At 65.5% G+C, this 23554-nt stretch carries 19 protein-coding genes; 10 read left to right on the top strand and 9 right to left on the bottom strand.

Annotation, left to right across the window (positions count from 1 at the left end; translation table 11 throughout):
• The first annotated feature begins 6 nt into the window (after nt 1-6).
• From N800_RS03030 to N800_RS03020, 3 genes are all read left to right on the top strand, one after another.
• The gene (locus tag N800_RS03030) at nt 7-459 is read left to right on the top strand and encodes a hypothetical protein (protein ID WP_232227525.1); all 453 of its coding nucleotides are present in this window, start codon (nt 7-9) and stop codon (nt 457-459) included.
• A 135-nt stretch (nt 460-594) separates the two neighbouring features.
• Nucleotides 595-1056, top strand: a complete 462-nt coding sequence (locus N800_RS03025) for a glycine zipper 2TM domain-containing protein (RefSeq protein ID WP_036134618.1) — start codon at nt 595-597, stop codon at nt 1054-1056.
• 219 nt (nt 1057-1275) lie between these two features.
• Nucleotides 1276-2385, top strand: a complete 1110-nt coding sequence (locus N800_RS03020; RefSeq protein ID WP_036134615.1) for a M35 family metalloendopeptidase — start codon at nt 1276-1278, stop codon at nt 2383-2385.
• A 149-nt stretch (nt 2386-2534) separates the two neighbouring features.
• Here the strand turns inward: N800_RS03020 and N800_RS03015 are convergent, their stop codons facing one another.
• Nucleotides 2535-2744, bottom strand: a complete 210-nt coding sequence (locus N800_RS03015) for a cold-shock protein (RefSeq protein ID WP_036134612.1) — start codon at nt 2742-2744, stop codon at nt 2535-2537.
• A 240-nt stretch (nt 2745-2984) separates the two neighbouring features.
• On the opposite strand from N800_RS03015, the gene N800_RS03010 reads away from it, so the two are divergent.
• Both N800_RS03010 and N800_RS03005 read left to right on the top strand, forming a co-directional pair.
• On the top strand, nt 2985-3470 hold the full coding sequence (locus N800_RS03010; RefSeq protein WP_036134608.1) for a DUF456 domain-containing protein: 486 nt from the start codon (nt 2985-2987) through the stop codon (nt 3468-3470).
• Between the two features lie 138 nt (nt 3471-3608).
• Nucleotides 3609-4703 carry a phospholipase A gene (locus N800_RS03005; protein WP_425476490.1) on the top strand — a complete coding sequence of 365 codons (1095 nt, stop codon included), beginning with the start codon at nt 3609-3611 and terminating at the stop codon, nt 4701-4703.
• Between the two features lie 66 nt (nt 4704-4769).
• Here N800_RS03005 and N800_RS03000 read toward each other — a convergent pair whose 3' ends face one another.
• From N800_RS03000 to N800_RS02990, 3 genes are all read right to left on the bottom strand, one after another.
• On the bottom strand, nt 4770-6332 hold the full coding sequence (locus N800_RS03000) for a fumarate hydratase (protein WP_052107857.1): 1563 nt from the start codon (nt 6330-6332) through the stop codon (nt 4770-4772).
• 169 nt (nt 6333-6501) lie between these two features.
• Nucleotides 6502-8361, bottom strand: coding sequence for a hypothetical protein (locus N800_RS02995; RefSeq protein ID WP_156962851.1), 1860 nt, complete (start codon nt 8359-8361; stop codon nt 6502-6504).
• Between the two features lie 35 nt (nt 8362-8396).
• Nucleotides 8397-8729, bottom strand: coding sequence for a hypothetical protein (locus N800_RS02990; RefSeq protein ID WP_036134601.1), 333 nt, complete (start codon nt 8727-8729; stop codon nt 8397-8399).
• Between the two features lie 219 nt (nt 8730-8948).
• Here N800_RS02990 and N800_RS02985 point away from each other — a divergent pair, with 219 nt between their 5' ends.
• From N800_RS02985 to N800_RS02970, 4 genes are all read left to right on the top strand, one after another.
• The gene (locus N800_RS02985; protein ID WP_232227524.1) at nt 8949-10019 is read left to right on the top strand and encodes a PQQ-dependent sugar dehydrogenase; all 1071 of its coding nucleotides are present in this window, start codon (nt 8949-8951) and stop codon (nt 10017-10019) included.
• 69 nt (nt 10020-10088) lie between these two features.
• Nucleotides 10089-11324 carry an App1 family protein phosphatidate phosphatase gene (locus N800_RS02980; RefSeq protein WP_052107856.1) on the top strand — a complete coding sequence of 412 codons (1236 nt, stop codon included), beginning with the start codon at nt 10089-10091 and terminating at the stop codon, nt 11322-11324.
• Between the two features lie 60 nt (nt 11325-11384).
• Complete coding sequence (locus N800_RS02975; RefSeq protein WP_036134597.1) at nt 11385-12179, top strand: ferredoxin--NADP reductase; 795 nt, start codon at nt 11385-11387, stop codon at nt 12177-12179.
• A 37-nt stretch (nt 12180-12216) separates the two neighbouring features.
• On the top strand, nt 12217-12759 hold the full coding sequence (locus N800_RS02970; RefSeq protein ID WP_052107855.1) for a TlpA disulfide reductase family protein: 543 nt from the start codon (nt 12217-12219) through the stop codon (nt 12757-12759).
• 74 nt (nt 12760-12833) lie between these two features.
• Here N800_RS02970 and N800_RS02965 read toward each other — a convergent pair whose 3' ends face one another.
• From N800_RS02965 to N800_RS02950, 4 genes are all read right to left on the bottom strand, one after another.
• A complete protein-coding gene (locus N800_RS02965) occupies nt 12834-13226 on the bottom strand; it encodes a hypothetical protein (RefSeq protein ID WP_036134591.1) in 393 nt (130 codons plus the stop codon).
• A 14-nt stretch (nt 13227-13240) separates the two neighbouring features.
• A complete protein-coding gene (locus N800_RS02960; RefSeq protein WP_036134588.1) occupies nt 13241-13723 on the bottom strand; it encodes a glutathione peroxidase in 483 nt (160 codons plus the stop codon).
• 111 nt (nt 13724-13834) lie between these two features.
• The gene (locus N800_RS02955) at nt 13835-16156 is read right to left on the bottom strand and encodes a TonB-dependent receptor (protein WP_036134585.1); all 2322 of its coding nucleotides are present in this window, start codon (nt 16154-16156) and stop codon (nt 13835-13837) included.
• Between the two features lie 206 nt (nt 16157-16362).
• Entirely contained in the window at nt 16363-18417 is a 2055-nt protein-coding gene (locus N800_RS02950; protein ID WP_036134583.1) for an amidohydrolase family protein, read from the bottom strand.
• A 231-nt stretch (nt 18418-18648) separates the two neighbouring features.
• Here N800_RS02950 and N800_RS02945 point away from each other — a divergent pair, with 231 nt between their 5' ends.
• Nucleotides 18649-20838, top strand: a complete 2190-nt coding sequence (locus N800_RS02945; RefSeq protein WP_036134582.1) for a M3 family metallopeptidase — start codon at nt 18649-18651, stop codon at nt 20836-20838.
• A 103-nt stretch (nt 20839-20941) separates the two neighbouring features.
• Here N800_RS02945 and N800_RS02940 read toward each other — a convergent pair whose 3' ends face one another.
• Nucleotides 20942-23446: a response regulator gene (locus N800_RS02940; RefSeq protein WP_036134580.1), complete on the bottom strand. Its 2505-nt coding sequence runs from the start codon at nt 23444-23446 to the stop codon at nt 20942-20944.
• Between the last annotated feature and the right edge of the window lie 108 nt (nt 23447-23554).

The following is a 23554-nucleotide window of genomic DNA, read 5'->3' as shown; positions in this document are numbered from 1 at the left end:
CGACGGATGAGCACCCCAGACCCGATGCCCACTGCCCCCGTCAAAGGCGGCCACGGCGCACGATACCTGTTCCTCTTCCTGATCGGCCTGGTGATCGGCGTCGTGGCGACGGTGATGGCGTTGAGGGCACTACATGCCCGCAAAGACCATTTCCCCGAATCCGTGATGCACGTGCAGCAGTGGCACATGGGCCAGCTGAAAAGCAGCCTCGAACAGAATCGTTGTGGTCCCACGGACTCGTTGCCGCACGTGCAATCGCTGCGAACCCTCGCCAATGACCTGGAGCCGGCGTTCCCCGACCTGCGCGACGACGCCCGCTTCGGCGATGCGGCCAGCAAGTTGCGCGCGACGCTGGACGCCGCCCTGGCATCGCCGCCACTCAACTGCGCCGGTGTGCAGGCGCTGATGAAGGATGTGGGCGGCGCCTGCAAGGCCTGCCACCAGGACTTCCGAGGCTGAACGCGCTACGCATGGCCGCAAGCTGAACCGCGTGCGGCCTTGCGTGCCGAGTTGAGGCGATATTCACTCCCCAAGGCCTAGGTTACGCCTGCACGGCTCGCGCCGTGATTCGATCCCAAGGCGAAGGAGTCTGCAATGAATACGGTCAATCTCAGGTTGGTGGGTCTGGCAGCGGTTACGGCGGCAGCGCTTGCCGGGTGTGCAACGTCTCCCGGCTACAGCGGCAGCCCCTCGACGTACGGCGGCAGCACGGCCAGCTGCTATGACTGCGGCACTGTGACCCGCATCGAGACGATTTCCGGCAGTACCGTTCCCAATGCCACCGGCGCGGTGCTGGGCGGTCTGGTCGGTGCGGCAGCGGGACGCGAGCTGGCCGATGATGAAAGCAAGGGCCGCCGCAACACCGCGACCGTGGCCGGCGCGGTGGCCGGCGCAGTTGCGGGCAACGCAATCCAGAATCGCGTCAGCGGCGCGCGCTACAACGTGTACGTACGCATGAACGATGGCCGCACCACGGTCGTGACCCAGAACGATATCTCGGGTATCCGTGAGGGCAGCTACGTGCGCGTGTACAACGGGCGCGCCTGGGCGCGTTGAGTCACGCATCGATCGATGCTTGTTGGGCACAGGTGCAGGGTGGTGAAACGCACTGAAGCGCGCACCACCCTACCCTGCTAAGCAGAAGCATCCAATCACCATCACAACGAGGGAAATCCCTGACGCATCGTGCTGCATTGCAGGGTGCGCCGAAGGCTTCCAGTCGCTATCGTCGGCGACGTCCGCAACTGCGGACGTCCATACTTCGGGAGAGACTGGATGAAACTTCGTATTGCACCCCTCGTGGCCGGGACGGCCGTGCTTGCCGGTGCCATTGCCGCCGCTACCGCCGCATCACCCAATGCCACCCAGAACCCGCTGCGCGTCAGCATCGCCGCCGCAACCGGCAGCGCTTCGGATTTCCTCGGGTCGGTTGAAGTCACGGTGACCAATACCAGCCGCCACACGGTACGCGTGCCCAAGTGGCAGCTTCCGTCCGATTTCATCGAAGCCAAGGTGTTTGAAATCACGCGTGACGGGCAGCCCGTGCAGTACGAAGGCCCGATGATCAAGCGTCCGCTGCCGCAGGCCGCGGATTTCGCGATCCTGCGTGCCGGCGAGTCCATCCGCGTGATGGTGGACCTGTCGGCCGCGTACGACCTGTCCAAGACCGGCGACTACACTGTCACCTACAAGGTGCCGCTGCAATTTGCTTCGTTGTCGACGGGCGAGATGCTCAAGTACGCCAACGGCCACCCGATGATGGCGCAAAGCGTGCCGTTGAAGCTGTGGGTGGACGGCAGCGACCAGTTGGGCGCGATGAAGGCCGGCACCAGCCAGAAGGGCAAGCCTGGTAGCGGCGGCAGCGTGGTCAACGGCGTCAGCTATGTGGGCTGCTCCACTACCCAGATCAACACGCTGGGCAGCGCCGTCACTGCCGCGCGCAACTATTCCGAAAACGCCAAGGGCTACCTGAACGCCAGCACGGTGGGCCCCCGCTACACCACGTGGTTCGGCGCCTATACCAGCTCGCGCTACAACACCGCCGAACAGCATTTCGTCGACATCGATGCGGCAATGGACCAGAGCGGCGGACAGATCACGGTCAACTGCGGCTGCAACCAGAGCTACTACGCCTATGTCTACCCGACACGTCCGTATGAGATCTTCGTTTGCCGCGCGTTCTGGAATGCGCCGTTGACCGGCACCGACTCCAAGGCTGGCACGCTGATCCACGAGATGAGCCACTTCAACGTGGTCGCGGGCACCGACGACGTCGTGTACGGCCAGGCCGGCGCCAAGAACCTGGCATCCACCAACCCGGATGGCGCGCTCAACAACGCCGACAACCACGAGTACTTTGCCGAGAACTCTCCGTCGCAGAACTGACGGCCGCGTACCCGTAGACAGCCCGCCTTGAGCGGGCTGTCTTTTTTGGAATCGCCGTTTCCAATGCTGTCGACTCAGGCGCGAAAAACAAAAACCCGGCCGAAGCCGGGTTTGAATGCAAGGGGCGTCGCCCCGGCAGCGTCAGGAAGTTACAGCGGCTGCACCGCATCGGCCTGCAGGCCCTTCTGGCCCTGGACGACGGTGAAGCTGACCTGCTGGCCTTCCTTGAGGCTCTTGAAGCCCTGGGACTGGATGGCACGGAAGTGCACGAATACGTCTTCGCCATTCTCACGGCTTATGAAGCCGAAACCCTTGGCGTCGTTGAACCACTTGACGGTACCTTGCTCACGGCTCGACATTTTGGCTTGCTCCTTGAAACGAGTTGGTTGGTCCTTCACCTTCGTAACGTGCTGGTTGCAAGGAGGATCCAGGTGCAACGATGTAGCGGATCGTACGTACGTGCCGAACAGATCAACCGCATCGGGCCACGGTTCACGGTGACCCTTGGCAAACACAGCGCCCGCACGGTACCCCGCGGCAGGTGAAAATGCAATCGCACCCATTTGTGGCATAACCCTCGGAAAACAATGAGGTTCTGATTGGATACGCAGACGATCCTGTACGTTGTTGCAGCCCTCCTGATGCTGGTGGGAATCGCCGGCACGGTACTTCCCGCATTGCCGGGCATTCCACTGGTTTTCGCCGGCATGGTGATGGCGGCGTGGGCCGGCGACTTCCAGTACGTCGGCTGGGGCTGGCTGCTCGCGCTAGGCATCCTGACCGTGCTGTCGCTGGGCATCGACCTGTTGGCGGGCTCAATGGGGGCCAAGCGCGTGGGGGCCAGCAAGTTGGCGCTGGTGGGTGCGGTGCTGGGCAGCTTCGTGGGTCTGTTCTTTGGTCCGCTGGGGCTGTTCGCAGGCCCGTTCGTGGGCGCGCTGGCCGGTGAGCTGGTGCACCGCCGCGACTTGGGCCTGGCGACCAAGGTGGGCGTCGGCACCTGGTTTGGAATCCTGCTCGGCACGGTGCTCAAGCTGGGGCTGGCCTTCGGGATGCTGGGGCTGTTCGCGTTTGCCTGGTGGGTGTGAATCCATGCACGTTGCCCGATATTTCCGTCCATGAGTGCCTGCCATCCGATCCCCGTGCTTCGGCACGTGGCCACCGCGGCTGTTTCGGCGGTGTTGGCTCCAGCGATCGCGCTCGCTGCCGAACCGCCCGCCGCGCCAATGACGGGCGCCACACCGGCTTCGGCGTGCCTCTCGATCGAATCCGATGCCGACCGGCTGAAGTGCTACGACGAAGCGATGGGGCGCGGCCGCGTGACATCCACCGCGGCTGACCTGGCAGCGGCCGAAGCACGACTGACCAAGCAACGCATCGCAGAGTACGACCGCGCGGAACGCGAAGCGGCCAGCCGCCGCGACGACAGCCGGCGCATGCTCAGCGAACTGTTCCGCTCGGAGCACGACTCGATCTTCGACCAACGCATCGCCAACGCGGGCAAGGGGTCGATACTCGATAGCCGCTGGGAGTTGGCGAAGGACTCCAAGCTGGGATTGTTCAACCTGCGTGGGTACAAGCCGGTGTACCTGTTTCCGGTGTTCTGGACCAGCCACCCGAATACGCTACCTTCGTCTTCGCGATCCGGCGAGCAGACCAGCGGCGAGCCGCTGCCGCTGGACGACACGGAGGCGAAGTTCCAGCTGAGCTTCAAGACCAAGGTGGCGGAGAATCTGTTCGGCGACAACGGCGACCTGTGGACGGCATATACCCAGAGTTCGCGCTGGCAGGTCTACAACGGCGAGGAATCGCGGCCCTTCCGCGAGACCAACTACGAACCGGAAGTGATGCTGGTGTTCCGCAACAACTACTCGCTGCTGGGTTGGCGCGGGCGGATGCTGGCGGTGGGCTTCAACCACCAGTCCAATGGCCGTGCCGATCCGATCTCGCGCAGTTGGAACCGGGTCATGCTCAACGTCGGGCTGGATCGCGACGACTGGGCCCTGACCGTGCGCCCCTGGTGGCGCATTCCCGACGGGGAACGCGAGGACGAGAACCCGGGCATCGAGGACTATGTGGGCCGAGCCGATGCCACGCTGGTCCGGCGCTGGAACGGGCATGAGTTCGCGTTGATGGCGCGCCACTCGCTGCGCTCCGGCGAGGATGCCCACGGGGCAATGCAGTTTGACTGGGGGTTCCCGATCAGCCGTTCGTTCCGCGGCCACCTGCAGGTGTTCGACGGCTACGGCGAAAGCCTGATCGACTACAACCACCGCGCCACCTACGTGGGCCTGGGCATCTCGTTACTGGAGTGGTACTGAGCGGGTCGACAAACAAAAAGGGCCGGCATTGATGCCGGCCCTTTTGCATTCGCCCCTCAGGTCGCGTCAGGCCACGACCACCGGGATCTTGCCGATGCGCGCCTGCCACTCCTTCGGCCCGGTGTTGTGCACCGAGGTGCCCTGCGAATCCACCGCCACGGTGACCGGCATGTCCTGCACCTCGAACTCGTAGATGGCCTCCATGCCCAAGTCAGCAAAACCGACGACCTTGGCCGCCTTGATCGCCTTCGACACGAGGTAGGCGGCGCCGCCTACGGCCATCAGGTAGGCCGACTGGTGCTTCTTGATCGCCTCGATCGCCGCGGGGCCACGCTCGGCCTTGCCGACCATGCCCATCAGGCCGGTCTGTGCCAGCACCTGCTCGGTGAACTTGTCCATGCGGGTAGCCGTGGTCGGGCCGGCGGGACCGACGACTTCATCGCGCACCGGATCGACCGGGCCGACGTAGTAGATGAAGCGGCCCTTGAGGTCGACCGGCAGCGGCTCGCCCTTGTTGAGCATGTCGACCATGCGCTTGTGCGCGGCGTCACGGCCGGTGAGCAGCTTGCCGTTGAGCAGCAGCACCTCGCCCGGCTTCCAGGAGGCGACGTCTTCCCTGGTCAGCGTATCGAGGTTGACCCGGCGGCCCTTGGAGGCGTCATAGGTCAGCTGGGGCCAGTCGGCCAACGACGGCGGATCCAGCATCACCGGGCCGCTGCCGTCGAGGGTGAAATGGGCGTGGCGCGTGGCAGCGCAATTGGGGATCAACGCCACCGGCAGGTTGGCGGCGTGGGTCGGGTAATCCTTGACCTTGATGTCGAGCACGGTGGTCAGGCCACCCAAGCCCTGGGCGCCAATGCCCAGCGCGTTGACCTTCTCGTACAGCTCCAGGCGCAGCTCTTCGGCTCGATTGCTCGCGCCGCGGGCCTGCAGTTCGGTGATGTCGATCGGCTCCATCAGCGCTTCCTTGGCCAGCAGCATCGCCTTCTCCGCGGTGCCGCCAATGCCGATGCCCAGCATGCCCGGTGGGCACCAGCCGGCGCCCATGGTCGGCACGGTCTTGAGCACCCAGTCGACGATGGAGTCGGACGGATTGAGCATCGCGAACTTCGACTTCGCCTCCGAACCACCGCCCTTGGCCGCGACGATCACGTCGACGGTATTGCCCGGCACGATCTTGACGTTGACCACGCCCGGCGTGTTGTCCTTGGTGTTGATGCGCTTGCCGGCCGGATCCGCCAGCACGGAGGCGCGCAGCTTGTTGTCCGGGTAGTTGTAGGCACGACGCACGCCTTCGTGGACCATGTCTTCCAGGCCCATCGTGGCGTCATCCCAACGCACGTTCATGCCGACTTCGAGGAATACGGTGACGATCCCGGTGTCCTGGCAGATCGGACGATGGCCCTCGGCGCTCATGCGCGAGTTGATCAGGATCTGGGCGATGGCGTCCTTGGCCGCCGGCGACTCCTCGCGCTCATACGCGGCGGCGAGGTTCTTGATGTAGTCGACCGGATGGTAATAGCTGATGTACTGCAGTGCGTCGGCGACGGACTGGATCAGGTCTTCCTGCTTGATGGAAACGGGCTGGAAGTCGGCGGGGTTGCTGGAAGCGTGGGTGGGAGCGGACACGGCGGGCAAGGTGGCTGGCAGTGGGGACCTGCCATTCTACCCCTCCCGTCCACCCACTGGCCCCGAGGGCTTGCGGGACCCAGGGCACCACCTGCTGCCGCACTTACCGTAGCCCAACGCGGGTCACCATGCTGCTGCGCCGGACACAGTCCGGCGCAGCAGGCCCACATCACTTGCGCCAATAGGCCAGATAGCGGTGGCTGGACTGCGCGCCGTCGATGGCGGACACGGCCCGTGTGGGCAATCCCGATGCGCGTGCGCCATCAAACTCGGCCTGGTATTGCGCCGCGCTCATCCCGTGACGATCCTTGCGCGCTCCGGCAGGCTTCTCGGCAAAGATCACAGAGTAGAACGGCTGTCCTGCGTGCATGTACGCATTGAGGTACACAGGTCGGCGGCCGGCGGCGGCATTGCTGTCGTAAAGCGCCTGGTAGCCTGATTCGGGAACCTGCGACTTCATCTCCCACCGGCCGACACCCTCGGAGCGGTAGAGCACCGTGTAGCGGCGCTCACCGCCAACGGACACCACCGAAACATTCACTGGAGAAAGACCTTTGCCCTTGGCCTCCTGGATCAACGCGTCATGCTGGGCCGTCGTGAGGCCGTGCCGCGCCATGGCGCCACCCGGCAGCCCCTTCACGAAGGTCGCCGAATAGCGCGGCTGGCCGTTGACCAGCGAGCTTTCCACCTGCGTTGGCCTGTAGCCGTCCTGGTCGGCCTCGTTGAAGCGGGCCTGGTAGTCGGCCGGCGAGAGCAGGAAATAGGAACGCCATGCGACAGTGGCAGGACGCCAGGTGAAGTTGAGGTATGGGTTGCCGCCAACGCTGTAGCCGTCCAGCCATTCCGGCCGGAAACCAGAGTCCGCCAAGTGGTCGAACAGGCGCTGGTAGTCCTTGGCCGGGTATCCGTGGCGCGAGTATTCGCCCGCCAGCTTCCGCGGCGGCCAGATCAGCACCGGGCCATCGGGAATGCGCTGACCGGCAAACCGCGTCCACTTGTTGATGTCGGCATGGCGGAAGTCGGGGATGGTGTTCGCCAAACCACGATTGAATTGCATCTGCACCGGGTCGCCGCCCGCAGTCTGCTTGTGCACATGCAGGTGTGGCGCGCTGGAGTTGCCCGAGTTTCCGATCAGGTACAGTCGGTCGCCTGCCTTGACGCGCGCCTGCTGGGCGGCCGGAACGTCGCCTTCGCTGTCGGCCTCGGCCTTGCTGTAGAGGGTCGCGTTGTGCGGACAGAGTGACGACGGAATGCTGCCCGGCTGTGCGTGCGCATACAGCACCAGGTCGCCGTCATCCTCTTCAACCAGCAGGTGGTTGCCGGCGCCGGACATCAGTTTGTCACGCCACTTCTGGTGCAGCCAGTCGCGATCCTTGAATGCCTCGTCCCAGTCGTCGCCCAAGGCCGAACTGTAGGGTCGCGGATTCTCCGGCGCGTTGCGCCAACAACGAATGACCTTGCCGGCGCCCATGGCGTATACCGGCTTCCCATACACGTAGTAGTTGCCGTTCTTGATGCTTTTCCAGTCCGTGCCCGGCTTGACTTCCGACCACTCGTCCTTGTCCCCGTTGTACTTCATCATGCCGATGTCGTAGCCCCATTTCTGGGATCCGGACTCGCTGTGGATCTTCTTGCCGACGAAGTAGCGCTCCCCAGAGGCAAGATCGTCGCCGCGCAGGGGAAGATCGTAGCGGGTAACCGCACCGGCATTGCGAGTGCGAGTGGCCGCACTGGCGCGTGGCATCACCACGGGTACGTCCTGAGCGCGCTCCAGCGAGCTTGCCTGCATGCTTGATCGGCCGACAGCGGCGCGTTGCGCCTGACCGTCCCTGGGTAGTACGACCACGGCGCACAACGCGCATGTCGCGATCGCAATGGATGTCGTCCTCATGAATGCATTCCTCCCGAATGTGCGAAACGCCGCCCACCTGCTTGGCGGACGGTCAGGAGAAAGAAACGCTTTTGATTCGCTGCTGAGGACAAGAACGCTGCAATCGATCACGCAATTCCGCGTGGCCGGATCGGGCAATCGATTGCGTGCGTCGGACCGTCAGCGGCCGCGGGTCACCCGCCGCAACCACCGCAGCACGTGCTGCCCTCGCCGCTGTGCGGCGGCGCCTTGGATGCGAAATGTCCGGCACCCTGCAACGCGTCCAACACCTGGTGCTCGGTGATCAGGCCCTCGACACGAACGCGACGATGGGTCAGTTGCACGGTGATTTGCGCGGTGGGATCACGCGCAAGGATGGCCTGGGTGACTGCCGCGGCGGTGGCGTCATCTTTCAGGGTGGCGATATCGAACAGCATGAGGATCTCCTGTCGGGGGCACCCGGCGCCGTGCCGGGTGACGCAGCCATGCTCATCGCCCTGCACGCCAACCGCCTTGACCGGAGTCATGCCAGCCGCATCGGCAAGGGCCCCGGGGTATGCTGGCCGCCTGCCGTTCATCGCCCTTGGCCGGGCCCACGTTGCCAGGAGAGTGAGATGCCGCCCACCCTTTCCCGACTTGCAACTTGCATCGCCCTGCTCATGCCCCTGGCTGCCTGTGGCGCCCGGGAGGACTCTCCCGAGCCAGCTGGGGCCCGTCCTGCCCCGAACGCGCAGGCCGCATCCACCATGCAAAGCACGGCTGGCGCGTTCCAGTTGACCGAGATCGCCCGCGGACTCGCGCATCCGTGGGCGGTAGCACCGCTGCCGGAGGGCGGTTTCCTGGTCACGGAGCGGCCGGGACAACTACGCCGGGTGTCCAACGCCGGTGCCGTGTCGGCGCCGATCAAGGGCGTTCCGGCGGTGTATGCGCACGGCCAGGGCGGCCTGCTGGACGTGGTGTTGGCGCCGGACTATGCCAGCAGCCGTCGCATCTACCTGAGCTTCGCCGAGCCGGGCCCGGATAACACCGCAGGGACTGCGGTGGCCACGGGCCTGCTGCAGGGCGACACGTTGTCCGAAGTGCGCGTGATCTATCGGCAGGAACCCAAGCTGGAGGGGCCGAACCACTTCGGTTCGCGCATCGTCTTCGACGACAAGGGACACCTGTTCATCAGCCAGGGCGAGCGCAACGACCGGCCCACCGCGCAGAAGCTGGACATGCTGCAGGGAAAACTGGTGCGGTTGAACCTGGACGGCAGCATGCCGACGGACAACCCCTTTGTCGGGCGCCAAGGCGCGCGCCCCGAAATCTGGAGCTATGGCCATCGCAACATGCAGGGCATGGCGGTGGACCCGCGCACGGGCAAGGTCTGGCAGAGCGAGCATGGACCGCGTGGTGGCGACGAGATCAACCTGCCCGAGGCCGGCAAGAACTATGGCTGGCCGATCATCACCCATGGCATCAATTACTCGGGCCTGCAGATCCCGGAGGCCATCGGCACCGCCGCGCCGGGAATGGAGCAGCCGTACCACGTCTGGGAGAAATCGCCGGCGCTTTCGGGCATGGCGTTCCACGTCAACCAGCCGGCGTCCAAGTGGAACAACAGCCTGTTCCTGGGCGCATTGTCGGGGCGCGCCCTCATCCGCCTCTCACTGGACGGTGAGCGGATCACCAACGAGGAACGGCTGCTTACCGAACTGGACGAGCGCATCCGCGATGTGCGCGCAACGCGCGATGGCTTGCTGTACGTGGTGACCGATGAAGACGATGGCCGCCTGCTTCGGATCACCCCGCCGGGCATGGCGGGCCGGCCGTGATCGTGCCTTGACGCCGCATGCGGCAGGCTCGTGCCACACAGGCGGAGGGATGAGGGCCAAGAGATGGACATGGGCGAGTCCGACGACAACGCGCAGGTACCGTGGCGGCAACGCACCGGGCAGTACGTGCGCGACCGGATCATCGTCGCCGACGACGCGCTGGACGCGGCACGACGGCGTCTGAAGGCGCGGTTGGGTTTCGACCGACCGCTGCACATCGCCGCATATCGGGGCTATGGCGACGGCACGGCCATCGAGCTGATGGGCCGCGTGCTGGCGGAAAGGCCAGGCAATGGCCCGTTGGAGGGCGCCGGGTGGTGGGACAACCTGCTGGACACCTGGCGGCGTTTCGAAAGCGACGAGGTGCCGGGCGCTCCGGTTCGCGCCCGATTCGGCCGGCATGAAGTCGAAGTCACCTCGGACCATGAGGGTTATTACGCTGCAACCGTTCCGGGGAGCGGACCGCCCACCACGTTGTGGGAGGACGCGACGGTCATGCTGGCAGACGGCACGCTGACGACGCCACAGCCGGTATTGCGCATCCTTCCCGAGGCACGCATCGGCATCATCTCCGACATCGACGACACCATCCTGCACAGCGGGATCACCAACTGGAAGGTCGCGGCGCAACTGACCTTCCTGCACAACGCGAGGACGCGCAAGCCGCTGGCAGGCGTGGCCGCGCTGTACCACGCGCTCCAGCGGGGGGTGGCAGGTGCCGGCCCGAATCCCCTGTTCTACGTCTCGAGCTCGCCGTGGAACCTATACGACCTGCTCGAGGATTTCATGGACCTCAACGGCATCCCGCCGGGGCCCATCTTCCTGCGCGACTTGGGCACCGACACCGGCAAGTTCATCCGGACGCCCGGGCATGGGCACAAATTGGAACGGGCACGCGCGTTGATTACCCGCTTTCCGCACTTGCGCTGGGTACTGCTCGGGGATTCGGGCCAGGCCGATGCCGAGCTGTATGCCGAGGCAGCGCTGGAGTTTGGCGACCGCATCGCCGCGATCTATATCCGCGATGTGGACCCCGAGACCGATTCGTCCTTCGACACGGCCGTCGACGGCCACCTGCAGCGCATTGCAGGCACCCGTGTCCCGATGCTGCGCGCGGCCGACAGCACCGCCATCGCGAAGCACGCGGCCGACCTGGGCCTGCTGGCGCGCGACGCCATTGCCGCGGTGGAGCATGATGTGGAGCGGGATCGGCAGCGCCCCGAACAAGGCGCGGCCGCCCTCGCCGCGGCCGTGGGAGCGCCCCCCGCGCAGCACCCGGACGGAGCGCCCCCGGGAGCCGGTTAGGCACCCTGTCGGCGGGTGGCGTAAAATGGCGAGTCATCCGCTGTCTTCCCCCGCCCGCCCATGTCATCCGCCTTCGGCACCGAGACCGTGCTGGACGTCCGTCACTGGACGGACGCCTACTTCAGCTTCACCACTACCCGCGACGACGGCTTCCGTTTCGAGAACGGCCAGTTCGTGATGATCGGGCTGGAGGTGAACGGCAAGCCGTTGATGCGTGCGTACTCCATCGCAAGCGCCAATTGGGAAGAGCAACTGGAGTTCTTCAGCATCAAGGTGCAGAACGGACCGCTGACCTCGCGACTGCAGCACATCAAGCCGGGCGACACGATCCTGATTGGCCGCAAGCCAACTGGCACGCTGCTGATTTCTGATTTGCACCCGGGCCGCAACCTGTACCTGCTGGGCACCGGTACGGGTTTCGCGCCGTGGCTGTCGGTGATCAAGGACCCTGAAACCTACGAGCGCTTCGACAAGGTCATCCTGTGCCACGGCGTACGTAGTGCGGAAGACCTGGCGTACCGCGACTACATCATCAACGAGCTGCCTCGCCATGAGTTCCTCGGCGAGACGATTGCCGCCAAGTTGAAGTACTACCCCGCCGTGTCACGCGAGCCGTTCACCTTCAACGGCCATGACCAGCGCGGCCGCCTCACCGACCTGATGGCCGATGGGCGGATGATGGAACACCTGGGTATCGAGCCGCTGGACGCCGAGCATGACCGCGCCATGATCTGTGGCAGCCCGCAGATGCTGGCCGACTTCCGCGCCCTGCTCGACGGCCGAGGCTTCACCGCAGCGCCGCGCATCGGTACGCCGGGGCAGTACGTGTTCGAGCGCGCCTTCGTCGAGAAGTAAGCTAGACTCCATCGCCTCAACGCCAAGGGATGGGGTCATGGGGAAGATGAGAACGGCCTGCCTGGCGGGATTGCTGTCCATCGCAATGCCGCTGGGAGCCTCCGCACCGCTGCCTTCGCAGCCCGCGCCAGGTGAATTTCCGCCGGACGCGCTGGGCACGCTGAAAGGCCAGCCCATCAGCGTCAGCCAGCATCGCGGGAAGGTGGTGATCGTTACCTTCTGGGCTTCGTGGTGCGGCCCTTGTCGGCGCGAGTTGCCGTTACTGGCCAGGTTGCAGAAGACTGTGGGGCGCGATCACCTCGAAGTCATCGCGGTCAACTACAAGGAAGACCGCCGCGACTACCTGGCGGTGTTGCGTGCCAATCGCGAATTCGAAATGACCTACGTACATGATGCCAGCGGCGTCATCAGCGACAGCTACGGTGTTCGGGCCGTGCCGAACATGTTCGTCATCGACCGCGATGGCAAGGTGGCCCACGTCCATCGCGGCTATTCCGAGCAGATGATCCCCGGCCTCATCCAGGAGATGCTCGCACTACTGCCACAGGAAGCGCTGAACCGCCCGGTCGACGGCACCTGAAGGCCCGGACGCAGCCGCCAGCCCCTCGCGCCAGTGCGCCCTGGTTCTCGAACGCGCCTTCGTCGAGAAGTGAGCTACTCCTCGCCGTAGGTCAGCCACACAGAGGCGGCGGCCTCGTTACCAAACACGCGCACCGCGTATCCGCGTTCGCGGGCGAGGATCTCCACCGATTCGGCGAGCGGGATCCGATCGTCATGGGCCTCGACATAGGCGATGCGAACGCCCTCCAAGCCCTGGCCGATCAGCGCGGCGATGAAACGCTGGCGGTCGCCCGGCGCCATCGGATTGCCCGCCATCCGGTCAACCACCAGGAGTTGGGTGGGGCGCCGGCGACGCACCTCATCGGCGATGTCCATCCAGCGCGATAGCATCACCTCCCAGGTGTCGTGCACGCCGCTGATCTCAGCGCGCAGGCGTTTGCCGGAGAGCTGGAACGTGACCTCGAATGGGACCTTGGGCGCATCCATCGGTCGCGGCGCCGTCAGGCCAGCGCGGCTTCGATGTCCGCGGCGATGGATTCGGGCTTGTCGTTGGGCGCGTAGCGCCGGAGCACGCGGCCGTCACGGCCGACAAGGAACTTGGTGAAGTTCCACTTGATGGCGTCGATGCCGAGGAAGCCACCCTTCTCGTCCTTCAGCCACTTCCAAAGCGGATGTGCAGCGTTGCCGTTGACGTCGACCTTGGCGTACATCGGGAAGGTGACGTCGTAGGTGAGCGAGCAGAAGTCCTTGATCTCGGCCTCGTTGCCGGGCTCCTGGTGGCCGAACTGGTCACAGGGAAAGCCCAGCACCACCAGGCCGCGCGGGCCGTATTCGCGCCACAGCTGCTCCAATCCGGTGTATTGGGGGGTGAAGCCGCACTTGGAAGCCACGTTGACCACCAACAGCACCTTGCCGCGGTATTCATCCAGCGCGCGGGGCTGGCCATCGATGTCGGTGGCGGAGAAGTCGTAGGCGGTCGTCATGGCACGGTCTCCCCTCGGGAAGTCCAGCATACGCCGATGTGGCTGGCTTGAAACAAGGACGCCAGCGCGGGCAAGCCGCGCTGGCGTCGGGTGTTGCGGATGCGTGAAGGCTTAGAAGCTGGCCTTGAACTCCAGGCCAAACAGGCGCGGCTCGTTGATCATGCCCGTCAGGTTGTTGAAGTCGATCGCGCCGACTACCTGCACCTCGTCGGTGATGTTGCGCCCGTACAGGGCCACGTCGTACTTGCCGTAACCCCAGGTGTAGCCCAGGCGCAGGCCGCCCTCGACCAGCGACTTGCCGGTGAACTCCTTCGACTCGTACAGGAAGAAATTGAGCTCGCTGCGGTACACCCAGTCGGTGTAGGCATAGAACTCGCCGCCATTGGCGGTCGGCAGGCCCCAACGCAGGGTCAGGTTGTGGGTCCAGTCCGGGGCCTGTGGCAACGGATTGCCATCGATCAACGCCTTGCCGGCGCCATCGGTCGGGTCGGTCACGGTGCACTGCGCGCACACCGACACGGCCAGATCGCTGTCCTTGATCTCGGTGTCGTTGTAGCTGCTACCCAGCGTAAACAGCAGGTTGTCGGTCAAGTAGGCCTGGAAGTCCAGCTCGAAACCCTTGCCGGAGGACTTGTCGGCATTGAGCAGGATGTTGGCGTTGGACGAGCCGCCCACCGCGGTGAGCTGCTGGTCCTTGACCTCGTAGTAGAAGACGCCAGCGTTGATGCGGGCGCGGCTGTCCCACAGGTCGGCCTTGACGCCCGCCTCGAATGCGGTGGAGGTTTCCGGCTCGGCGATCGACTTGGCGTTGAACGCGCCGGCGGCCTGGATGCTGCTGCCGCGGTACCCGGTGGCGACGCGCGCGTAGAGGTTCACGTCGTCGTTGACTTCATACGTCGCCGACAGATCCCAACTGAACTTCTTGTCTTCCGGATGCGCGGACAGGTCGCCGTCCGGCTCCTGCGCTGCCAGCTGCGCCAAAGTGCACTTGCCAGCCAGTACGCACGGTGCGAAACCAGTGTTCCAGTACTCCTCGACGGTCAGGTCCTTCTTGTCCCAGGTGTAGCGGGCGCCGGCGCGCAGTTCGAGCTTGTCAGTGGCCTCCCACGTGACTGCGCCGAACACCGCCCACGCGTCGTTGGTCTGGTTCACGCGCTCGTAGCCGTCCTGCGCGCCACCGGCCAGCGAGTCATAGCTGAAGCTTTCGACGTCGTAGTCTTCGTTGAAATAGAACAGGCCGGCCTGCCAGTTCCACGCACCCTCGTAGTTCGACTCGATGCGGAACTCCTGGGTCCACTGCGAGTGGTCCGGAATGCCGTCAGCGGTTTCCGAAGCGAACGGAATGAGACCGGGGCCGGAATTGCCGGGGCCGAGGAACACCGCACCGAAACCGCCATCGATGTCGCCGCGGCTGTAGGTCTCCACCGTCTCGTAGCCGGTGATCGAGTACAGGCGGTAGCCGTTGCCGAGGTTCCAGCTCAGGCGGGCGTTGGCGCCAAAGCTGTCGAGTTCGGAGTGGTTGAGACCGTCGAGGGCGACCTTGTCTTCGTCGAAGCCGTCGACCAGGTCGTTGGTGCCCGGCTTGATGATGTTGGCGCGGAACAGACGCGCCGTGCCGTTGAGGTGGCGCGCGTGCACGTTGAACAGCGCCTCGAAGTCCTCGCCTTCGTACAGCGCCTGCAGGCGTGCGGCGGACTCGTCGTAGCCCTCGAAGCCGTCGTTCGGGCCGGGGTAGGTGTTGTCGACCCAGTCATCGCGGCGCTGGAACAGCACCGATGCGCGCGCCGACCACTGGTCGGTGAGGCCACCGCCAGCGGCACCTTCGACGTTCCACATGTTGTCGCTGCCTACGCCGACCTTGCCGTAGCCGCTGAACTCCTGCGACGGTCGCACGGACTCGAACTTCACGACGCCGGCCGGGCTGTTACGGCCGAACAGCGAGCCCTGGGGGCCACGCAGCACTTCCACGCGGTCCAGGTCGAACACCGGGAAGCCCTTCAGGATCGGGTTTTCCTGCACCACATCGTCATACACCAGCGACACGGGTTGCGAGGTGTTGAGGCGGAAGTCGGTGTTGCCGTAGCCGCGGATGTAGAAACGCGGGAACGCGCGACCGAACGAGGACTCGATGTTGAGGCTGGGCACGCGACCGGACATGAAGCGCACGTCGTTGCCGCCCGAACCGAGCACGTCCAGCGTCTCGGCGCTGACCATGGTGACCGACACCGGCACGTCCTGCAGGTTCTCGACCTTGCGGGTGGCGGTCACCTGCACGGTGTCCAGGGTCTTGGCATCGACTTGCGCCTGCGGCGCAGCCTGCTCTTCCTGCGGGGAAGTGGATTGGGCCAGGGCCTGCATCGGCAACAGGATGGCAACGGCGACCGCGAGGGCGCTGCGGCGAAGGGTACGGGGGCTCGGGTGACGTGCGGACATGGGCGATCTCGCTGGTGGGGGCGACCGCTGACGCGGCCCGCCCCGAAAGGGTCGGAGGGGTATGGCTACCTGGAGCCGTCCCATGACGGCCCGGCGCCCCGGCTGGGCGCGTGGCGATTCGCTGAGCACGGCGATGTTACAACAACGTTAACGAGCCCGTACTCGGCCGTCTGGGGGCCCGAACCCCCCCCAGATGGCCGGGAGGCCTAGCGACCGGTCCGGCTCACGGTGACGGGGGCCGCAAACGGCTTGATCCCCAACGCCTCGTCGATCTCGCTGGGGTAATACGCAACATCTCCCTTCACGACCAACGCCACCTTGCGGATATCGGCGATATTGGCAACCGGATCACCGTCGATCAGCACCAGATCGGCACGCTTTCCAACCTCGATGGTGCCCCGGTCGTCCAGTACGCGGGATACTTTCGCCGCCGTCCAGGTGGCGCTTTGCAGGGCCTCGCCAGGGGTCATGCCGGCCTGCACGTACAGTTCCAGCTCGCGCTGCAGGGTGAACCCGGGGATGGCGTCGGTGCCGGCCACGATCGGCACACCGGCGCGGTGCATTCGGCCCACGAACTCGATCATCTTGGCGTAGGATCGGTTGTAGCGCTCCGCAGTCGCCTCGTCGGGGATCTTCATCTCCGCACTGCGCAGGCCGCGCTGGATGTCCGGCGGCATGTGCGGGGCGACGGCCGCGTAGGCCTGCGACATTTCGCCTGCCCGCTGGCGCAGGAAGTCGAACGTTGCCAGGGTCGGGTCAACCACGGTCTTGTGCTTGGCCAGCAACGCAATGAAGTCCTGCACCGCCGGACCGTCGAAATCCAGGTCGGCCACCTTCTCCGCCGGCAGGTAGAAACGCTGCAGCGTGCGGGTGTCGGTGGTGTCATCCACCAGGAAGTTCAGCAGCACCTGGTTGATGTGCTGGATCTCGTCGTACCCCTGCTCCACCACGTCGCGCGCGCGCATGAACGCCGGCACGTGGCCGCTGACGCGCAACCCCTTGGAATGGGCATAGGCGGTGGTCTCGCGCAGCAGGTCCTTGGGGAAGGAGTTGTAGATCTTGACCTGCACGTAGCCGTGCGATGCATACCAGTCGACGGCCTTCTTGGCCTCGTCGAGGGTCTTGATCACGAAGCCGTTGCGCGCGGACATCGGACTTTCGCCTTCGAGGAAGCCTGCGGCAACGATACGACTGGTCAGAAGCGTGCCGGCCTTCTCCTCGCCGATGATCTGCTGCAGGGTGGCGTTGTCGTTGCCCATGTCGCGCACGGTGGTCACGCCGGCAGCGAGGTTCAGGCCACCGTCCCAGCGGCCGACGTGGCCGTGCATGTCGAACAGTCCCGGCAGCAGCACGCGGTTGGCGGCATCCACGACCTGGTCGGCCTTGGCGGCGCGCCCACCGGCAGCCTTGATCGACACGATGCGACCGTTCTTGACCAACACGTCCGATGCCGGGCCCAGCGTGGCCTTGGCGCTGTCGAACAGGCGGGCATTGCGGATCAACGTCGTGCCCGCGAGCGGATGCGCGACGCGGGTGTTGAGCCCCGACAGGAACTCGCCCTCCGCCTGCTTCTGGCGTTGTTCAAGGGCTGCAGCGTTCTCGTTCCAGCCGTCCTCGATCAGCTGCATCCAGCCCGGCACGATCGCGGCGAACAGGCGTGGCTCGGCGTCCGTGGTGGCCCACACGAACTGCGGCACCAGGCCGATGCCGGTCAGCGCCATCAGTTGCACGCGGCGGGTGTCCTGCCCGCGCTTCACCTCGACTTCCGTGATCTTGCGCGCGGACAGGGTGCCGCCAGGGATCAGCGGCAGCTTGCCGTCGGGCCGCTTGGCCAATGCTCCCAGGCTGACCGACGCCATCGCCGGCGAGCCACCCAGCGGCGCGTACATGGCCGTGCCCGACACGGACTGCTCGCCCTGGTCGGACGTCGACTTCCACGTCGCCTGTCCGCCCTGCCGCTTGAACGACTCATCGACGGGCGCGCCGAAGGTGCTGCTGCCAGTTACCTGATAGGTGGCCAGCGTGTGGTCCGGGGCCAGCGTGAAGGTCTCCTTCAGCTCGGGGCCGCGGCCGTTGTCCTTGAAGATGAAGTCGACATGGGTCACTCCATCGTCCCCGGTGGTGACCACCTGGTGCCCGGCCTGCCTGGTGCCGTCCACCAGCACCACGTAACGGGTGATTTCCGCCGCCAGCGCATCCATCGCCATCATTGCCAGGCAGGCCGCCAGTCCGGCCGACCATCCCACTTTCGTCTTCTTCATGCCTTCCCCTTCCTGTGAGTTGTGCCGCGATCCGACGCATCCCTGAACAGGCCGGGCGCTGCCCGTGGCCCCGGAGCCGTCCAGTGGCCGAGTCTAGACCTACCGACGGGACGGCGGGCCATGCCAGAAGTCCTGCTGAACCCGGGCCTGCCCGTGCCATTCGTCACGGGCCTTGGGGCCCGCTGTTCCGGTAGGCTTCGGGTTCCGTTTCCGCCGCCGAGACTCCACCCAATGAAGCATCCCCTCGCGCTTGCCCTCGCCGTGGCCCTGACCTCCGTCGCCGTCACCGCGTGCAAGCCGTCCGCCGACCAGCCCGCCTCCACCGAGACCGCCGTGAAGCAGGAATCCAACCCGTTCTTCGCCGAGAGCACGTTGCCGCTGCAGTACCCGCACTTCGACAAGATCAAGGACAGCGACTTCGCGCCCGCGTTCGAGCGCGGCATGGCCGAGCAGCTCCAGGAAGTGGCGGCGATCGCCAACGGCCCGGAAGAGCCGACTTTCGAGAACACCATCGTGGCGATGGAAAAGTCGGGTCGCCTGCTGACCCGCGCGGCGTACGTGTTCTACAACCTGGTCGGTGCGGACACCAACCCGGAGCGCGAGAAGCTGCAGGCCGAGTTCGCGCCGAAGCTGTCGGCGCACAGCGACGCCATCCGCCTGGACCCCAAGCTGTTCGCGCGCATCAAGGCGCTGCATGACAAGAAGGACACGCTGGGCCTGGACGCCGAGGGCGTGCGTCTGGTTGAGCGTTACTACACCGACTTCGTCCGCGCCGGCGCCAACCTGTCCGACGCCGACAAGACCAAGCTGAAGGAAATGAACGCCGAGCTGGCCAAGCTGGGCACCCAGTTCAGCCAGAACGTGCTGGCCGAGGTGAATGACTCGGCGATCATCGTCGACACCAAGGAAGAGCTGGTCGGCCTGTCCGACGAAGCCATCGCCGCCGCCGCCGAAGCCGCCAAGGAGCGCAAGCTGGACGGCAAGTACGTGCTGGCGCTGCAGAACACCACCGGCCAGCCGCCGGAGACCTACCTGCAGAACCGTGCGCTGCGCGAGAAGCTGCACCGCGCCTCGGTGGTCCGTGGCAGCCGCGGCAACCAGTACGACAACACCGAGATCGTCGCCAAGGTGGTGAAGCTGCGTGCCGAGCGCGCCACGCTGCTGGGCTACCCGACCTACGCCGCCTACGTGCTGGAAGACGAGACCGCCAAGTCGCCGGAAGCCGTCAACGCCATGCTGGGCAAGCTGGCCCCGGCCGCGGTGGCCAACGCCAAGGTCGAGGCCGCCGCGCTGCAGGCGATGATCGACAAGGAACAGGCCGCCAAGGGCGAGCCGACCTTCAAGCTCGAGCCGTGGGACTGGGCCTTCTACAGCGAGAAGGTGCGCCAGGCCAAGTACAACTTCGACGAGTCGCAGCTCAAGCCGTACTTCGAGATGAAGAACGTGCTGGAGAACGGCGTGTTCTTCGCCGCGACCAAGCTGTACGGCATCACCTTCAAGCAGCGCACCGACCTGCCGGTCTACCACAAGGACGTCACCGTCTATGACGTGTTCGACAAGGACGGCAAGCAGCTGGCGATCTTCCTGATGGATCCGTATGCACGCTCGTCCAAGCGCGGTGGCGCGTGGATGAACTCGTACGTGGACCAGAACGCGCTGTTTGGCACCAAGCCGGTCGTGGCCAACCACCTCAACATCCCCAAGCCCAGCGAAGGCAAGCCGACGCTGATGACCTGGGACGAGGTCACCACGATGTTCCACGAATTCGGCCACGCGCTGCATGGCATGTTCTCGGACGTGAAGTACCCGTACTTCTCGGGCACCAACGTGCCGCGCGACTTCGTCGAGTTCCCGTCGCAGGTGAACGAGATGTGGGCCGACTGGCCGGAAATCCTGGGTAACTACGCCAAGCACTACCAGACCGGCGAGGCGATGCCGAAGGAACTGCTGGACAAGGTGCTGGCTGCGTCGAAGTTCAACCAGGGCTTCGCCACGACCGAGTACCTGGGTTCGGCGATGCTGGACCAGCGCTGGCACCAGATCACCGCCGACAAGGCCCCGACCGCCAAGGACGTGATGGCATTCGAAGCCGCCGCGCTGAAGCAGAACGGTACCGACTTCGAGGCCGTGCCGCCGCGCTACAAGACCCCGTACTTCAGCCACATCATGGGCGGCTACGCGGCCGGCTACTACGCCTACATCTGGTCGGAAGTGCTGGACGCCAACACCGTGCAGTGGATCAAGGACAACGGTGGCCTGAAGACCGAGAACGGCGACCGCTTCCGCGCCACCCTGCTATCGCAGGGCGGCAAGAAGGACGCGCTGCAGCTGTTCAAGGACTTCACCGGCGCCGAACCGAAGATCGAGCCGCTGCTGGTGCGCCGCGGCCTCACCGGTGGCACTGCCGCCGCCGGCAAGTAACACGCGTCCTCGTCAGGCGTGAAGGAGGCCGCCCGGAGCAATCCGGGCGGCCTTTCCTTTTGCGATAAGGCCCAAGGGAGCGGAGGTCCCGCTGGGCGAACGCTCAGAAGCCAGCGGACACGGACTCGGCGACGCCCAGCGCCTTGGCGAGCTGCGTGGCGTCGAAGGGTTTGGGAAGGATCGCCCCAGTGGCACCCCGCTCACGCAGGGTGGCCACGTCGTGGCCACTGACATACACCACGTGCACCGGGATGCCACGCTCACGCACCTTGTGGGCCAGTTCGATGCCTGAGTACAGCGGTAGCTCGACATCGGTCATCAGCACGTCCCAGTTACCGTCAGCCAAGCGCGCGAGCGCCTCGTCCGGCGTCGCCGCCGTGTCCACCGAATGCCCCAGCGACTGCAGCTGGGCCTTGGTGAGGAAACGCTCGTCGGGGCAATCGTCCACCAGCAGGATGCGGAGCGGTCGGCCTGCTTCACGGGTATCTCGCGAGTCCAGCAGTGCGCGGACGCGCTGGGCCAGCACGTCCATGCGGTACGGCTTCTCGAGCAACTCATCGCCGGGCTCAAGGCCGCCATCCCGGGCCAGTGCTTCCTCGGCAAAACCCGAAGTAAACAGCACCACCACCCGCGGATGGCGGGCGCGCACGTAGGCCGCCAGTTGCGTGCTGCGCATCGGCCCGGGCATGACCACATCGGTGAACAGCAGATCGGGCACGATGCCGTTGTCGACCAGCATCTTGGCGGATGCAGCATCGGCCGCCTCGCAGACCTGGTAGCCCAGCGCGCGCAGCATCCGCACCGAGCCGGCACGGACAGCTTCGTCGTCCTCCACCACCATCACCATCTCGCCGTGCCCGCGGCGCGCATCGGTCAGTTCCGGTGCCACCGGCGAGGCCTGTTTGCCGGTCAAGGGCAGATACAACGCCACGGTCGTGCCCTCGCCCTCGGTGCTCTCCACACGAATATTGCCGCCGCTCTGGTGCATGAACCCGTAGACCATCGGCATTCCCAGGCCCGACCCGCGTCCCACCTGTTTGGTGGTGAAGAACGGTTCGAATATGCGATCGAGCACACCCTGGGCCATTCCACGCCCGTTGTCCTGCACCACCACCTGCACCATGGCCTCGCCCGTGCGACCAACGGCCGCTCCGTCGATACCCCGGCAGTGGATCGACACCAGTCCTTCACCGCGGATGGCGTCGCGGGCATTGATGGCCAGGTTGAGCACGGAGTTGTCGAATTGCACCGGGTCGGCCTCGACGTTGCCGACATCCGGGGCGATGTCCAGGTCGAGGGTAATGGCGGTGCCTTCACCCAGCGTGCGTTGCAGCAGGTCGCCCAGGCGTTCCAGCCGGTCGCCTATGTCGAATACGGTGGGGTTGAGCGGCTGTTTGCGCGCGAAAGCCAGCAACTGCGAGACCAGACGCGCACCGCGGCGGACCGCGCGTCCGGCGGCATCCAGACGCTCCATCACCGGCATGGGCACGTTCTCGTTCCCGCGCGCCAGGTCGAGGTTGGCACCTACCACCTGCAGCAGGTTGTTGAAATCGTGCGCGATGCCGCCGGTGAGCTTGCCGACCGCCTCCAGCTTCTGCGCCTGCAGCAGTGCGGCCTCAGCCACACGACGCTCGGCTTCGCTGGCGTGCAGGGCCTGGGTGCGTTCCTCAACCAGTTCGGTGAGATCGGCGTGGTAGCGAGCAAGCTCCTCCTGAGCCATCGCCTGCGCGGTGATATCGTTGCCCTGCACGAAAATCCCGGTCACCCGGCCCTCGGCATCCCTCACAGGCTGGTAGACGAAGTCGACGACGACCTGCTCCAGTCCGCGCTCCGGGCTGCGCTGCAGCTCCAGGCGCATGCCATGGCCGACAAAGGGCTTTCCCGATTCGAAGACTTCGTCGAGCAGGCGCAGGTAGCCCTGCTCCACCGCCTCCGGCAGGCACTCGACCAGTGTGAGACCGACCAGCCCACGATCGCCTACCAACTCAGAGTAAGCCTGGTTGATCAGCGTGAACCGGTGTTCGGGCCCCTGCAGGTAGGCCATGAATCCTGGCGCCTGCTCGAACATCTTGAGCAGTTGCGTGCGCTGCTCTTCCAGTTGAGTGTTGGCGGCCTGCACCCTCTGTGCGCGCTGGAAGACCCCGCCTTCCATCGATTCCAAGCGCGCCGCCTCCTCCTGCGGCATGGTGGCGGCGCGCAGGGCCTCCTTGAGGCGCTGCAACTCGGTCACGTCCACCGTGTGCTGCAGCACGTGGGTGGTCCGCCCCGACGCATCGAGAACGGGGGTATGGGTAGCGGACCAGTAGCGGTCATCCATCACCGGACCATCGGGCGTCTGCCGTTCGATGGCGTAGCGGATCAACCCCAGGGTGTCGGTAACCCCGGTGTCCAATACCTTGCGCAGCGACGCCCGCAACATCCGCACGTTCTCATCGCCCAGCGGCGTGCCGTCGCCGGGGAAGGCCTCGAACAGGGGCACGCCCACCAGCTGGTCGCGGCTGCGTCCCGTCACCTCCAGGTAGGCCTGGTTCATGTCGACGTAGCGCAGGTCCCGATCGACCACCATGTATGGGTTCGGGGACTGCTCGAAAAGTTGGTGGTAGTCCATCGAATCCAGTTGCCAAGGCGGATGTGGCCTGCCCGGACCCCCCAAGCCGACGTGGTGTGACAATGCACCTTAACAGGGTGTTGGCTGCGTGAAGCCCGCGCGACGAAA

This window comes from Lysobacter daejeonensis GH1-9 (assembly GCF_000768355.1).
Taxonomy (GTDB): domain Bacteria; phylum Pseudomonadota; class Gammaproteobacteria; order Xanthomonadales; family Xanthomonadaceae; genus Aerolutibacter; species Aerolutibacter daejeonensis.
Note: the sequence above shows the minus strand (reverse complement) of the source record. Positions and strands in the feature narration are given on the sequence as shown.

Coding starts and splice junctions, on each gene's coding strand:
- N800_RS03030 (WP_232227525.1), top strand. CDS start 7: ATGAGCACCCCAGACCCGATGCCCACTGCCCCCGTCAAAGGCGGCCAC.
- N800_RS03025 (WP_036134618.1), top strand. CDS start 595: ATGAATACGGTCAATCTCAGGTTGGTGGGTCTGGCAGCGGTTACGGCG.
- N800_RS03020 (WP_036134615.1), top strand. CDS start 1,276: ATGAAACTTCGTATTGCACCCCTCGTGGCCGGGACGGCCGTGCTTGCC.
- N800_RS03015 (WP_036134612.1), bottom strand. CDS start 2,744: ATGTCGAGCCGTGAGCAAGGTACCGTCAAGTGGTTCAACGACGCCAAG.
- N800_RS03005 (WP_425476490.1), top strand. CDS start 3,609: ATGACGGGCGCCACACCGGCTTCGGCGTGCCTCTCGATCGAATCCGAT.
- N800_RS02990 (WP_036134601.1), bottom strand. CDS start 8,729: ATGACTCCGGTCAAGGCGGTTGGCGTGCAGGGCGATGAGCATGGCTGC.
- N800_RS02985 (WP_232227524.1), top strand. CDS start 8,949: ATGCAAAGCACGGCTGGCGCGTTCCAGTTGACCGAGATCGCCCGCGGA.
- N800_RS02980 (WP_052107856.1), top strand. CDS start 10,089: ATGGGCGAGTCCGACGACAACGCGCAGGTACCGTGGCGGCAACGCACC.
- N800_RS02975 (WP_036134597.1), top strand. CDS start 11,385: ATGTCATCCGCCTTCGGCACCGAGACCGTGCTGGACGTCCGTCACTGG.
- N800_RS02970 (WP_052107855.1), top strand. CDS start 12,217: ATGGGGAAGATGAGAACGGCCTGCCTGGCGGGATTGCTGTCCATCGCA.
- N800_RS02965 (WP_036134591.1), bottom strand. CDS start 13,226: ATGGATGCGCCCAAGGTCCCATTCGAGGTCACGTTCCAGCTCTCCGGC.
- N800_RS02960 (WP_036134588.1), bottom strand. CDS start 13,723: ATGACGACCGCCTACGACTTCTCCGCCACCGACATCGATGGCCAGCCC.
- N800_RS02955 (WP_036134585.1), bottom strand. CDS start 16,156: ATGTCCGCACGTCACCCGAGCCCCCGTACCCTTCGCCGCAGCGCCCTC.
- N800_RS02950 (WP_036134583.1), bottom strand. CDS start 18,417: ATGAAGAAGACGAAAGTGGGATGGTCGGCCGGACTGGCGGCCTGCCTG.
- N800_RS02945 (WP_036134582.1), top strand. CDS start 18,649: ATGAAGCATCCCCTCGCGCTTGCCCTCGCCGTGGCCCTGACCTCCGTC.
- N800_RS02940 (WP_036134580.1), bottom strand. CDS start 23,446: ATGGACTACCACCAACTTTTCGAGCAGTCCCCGAACCCATACATGGTG.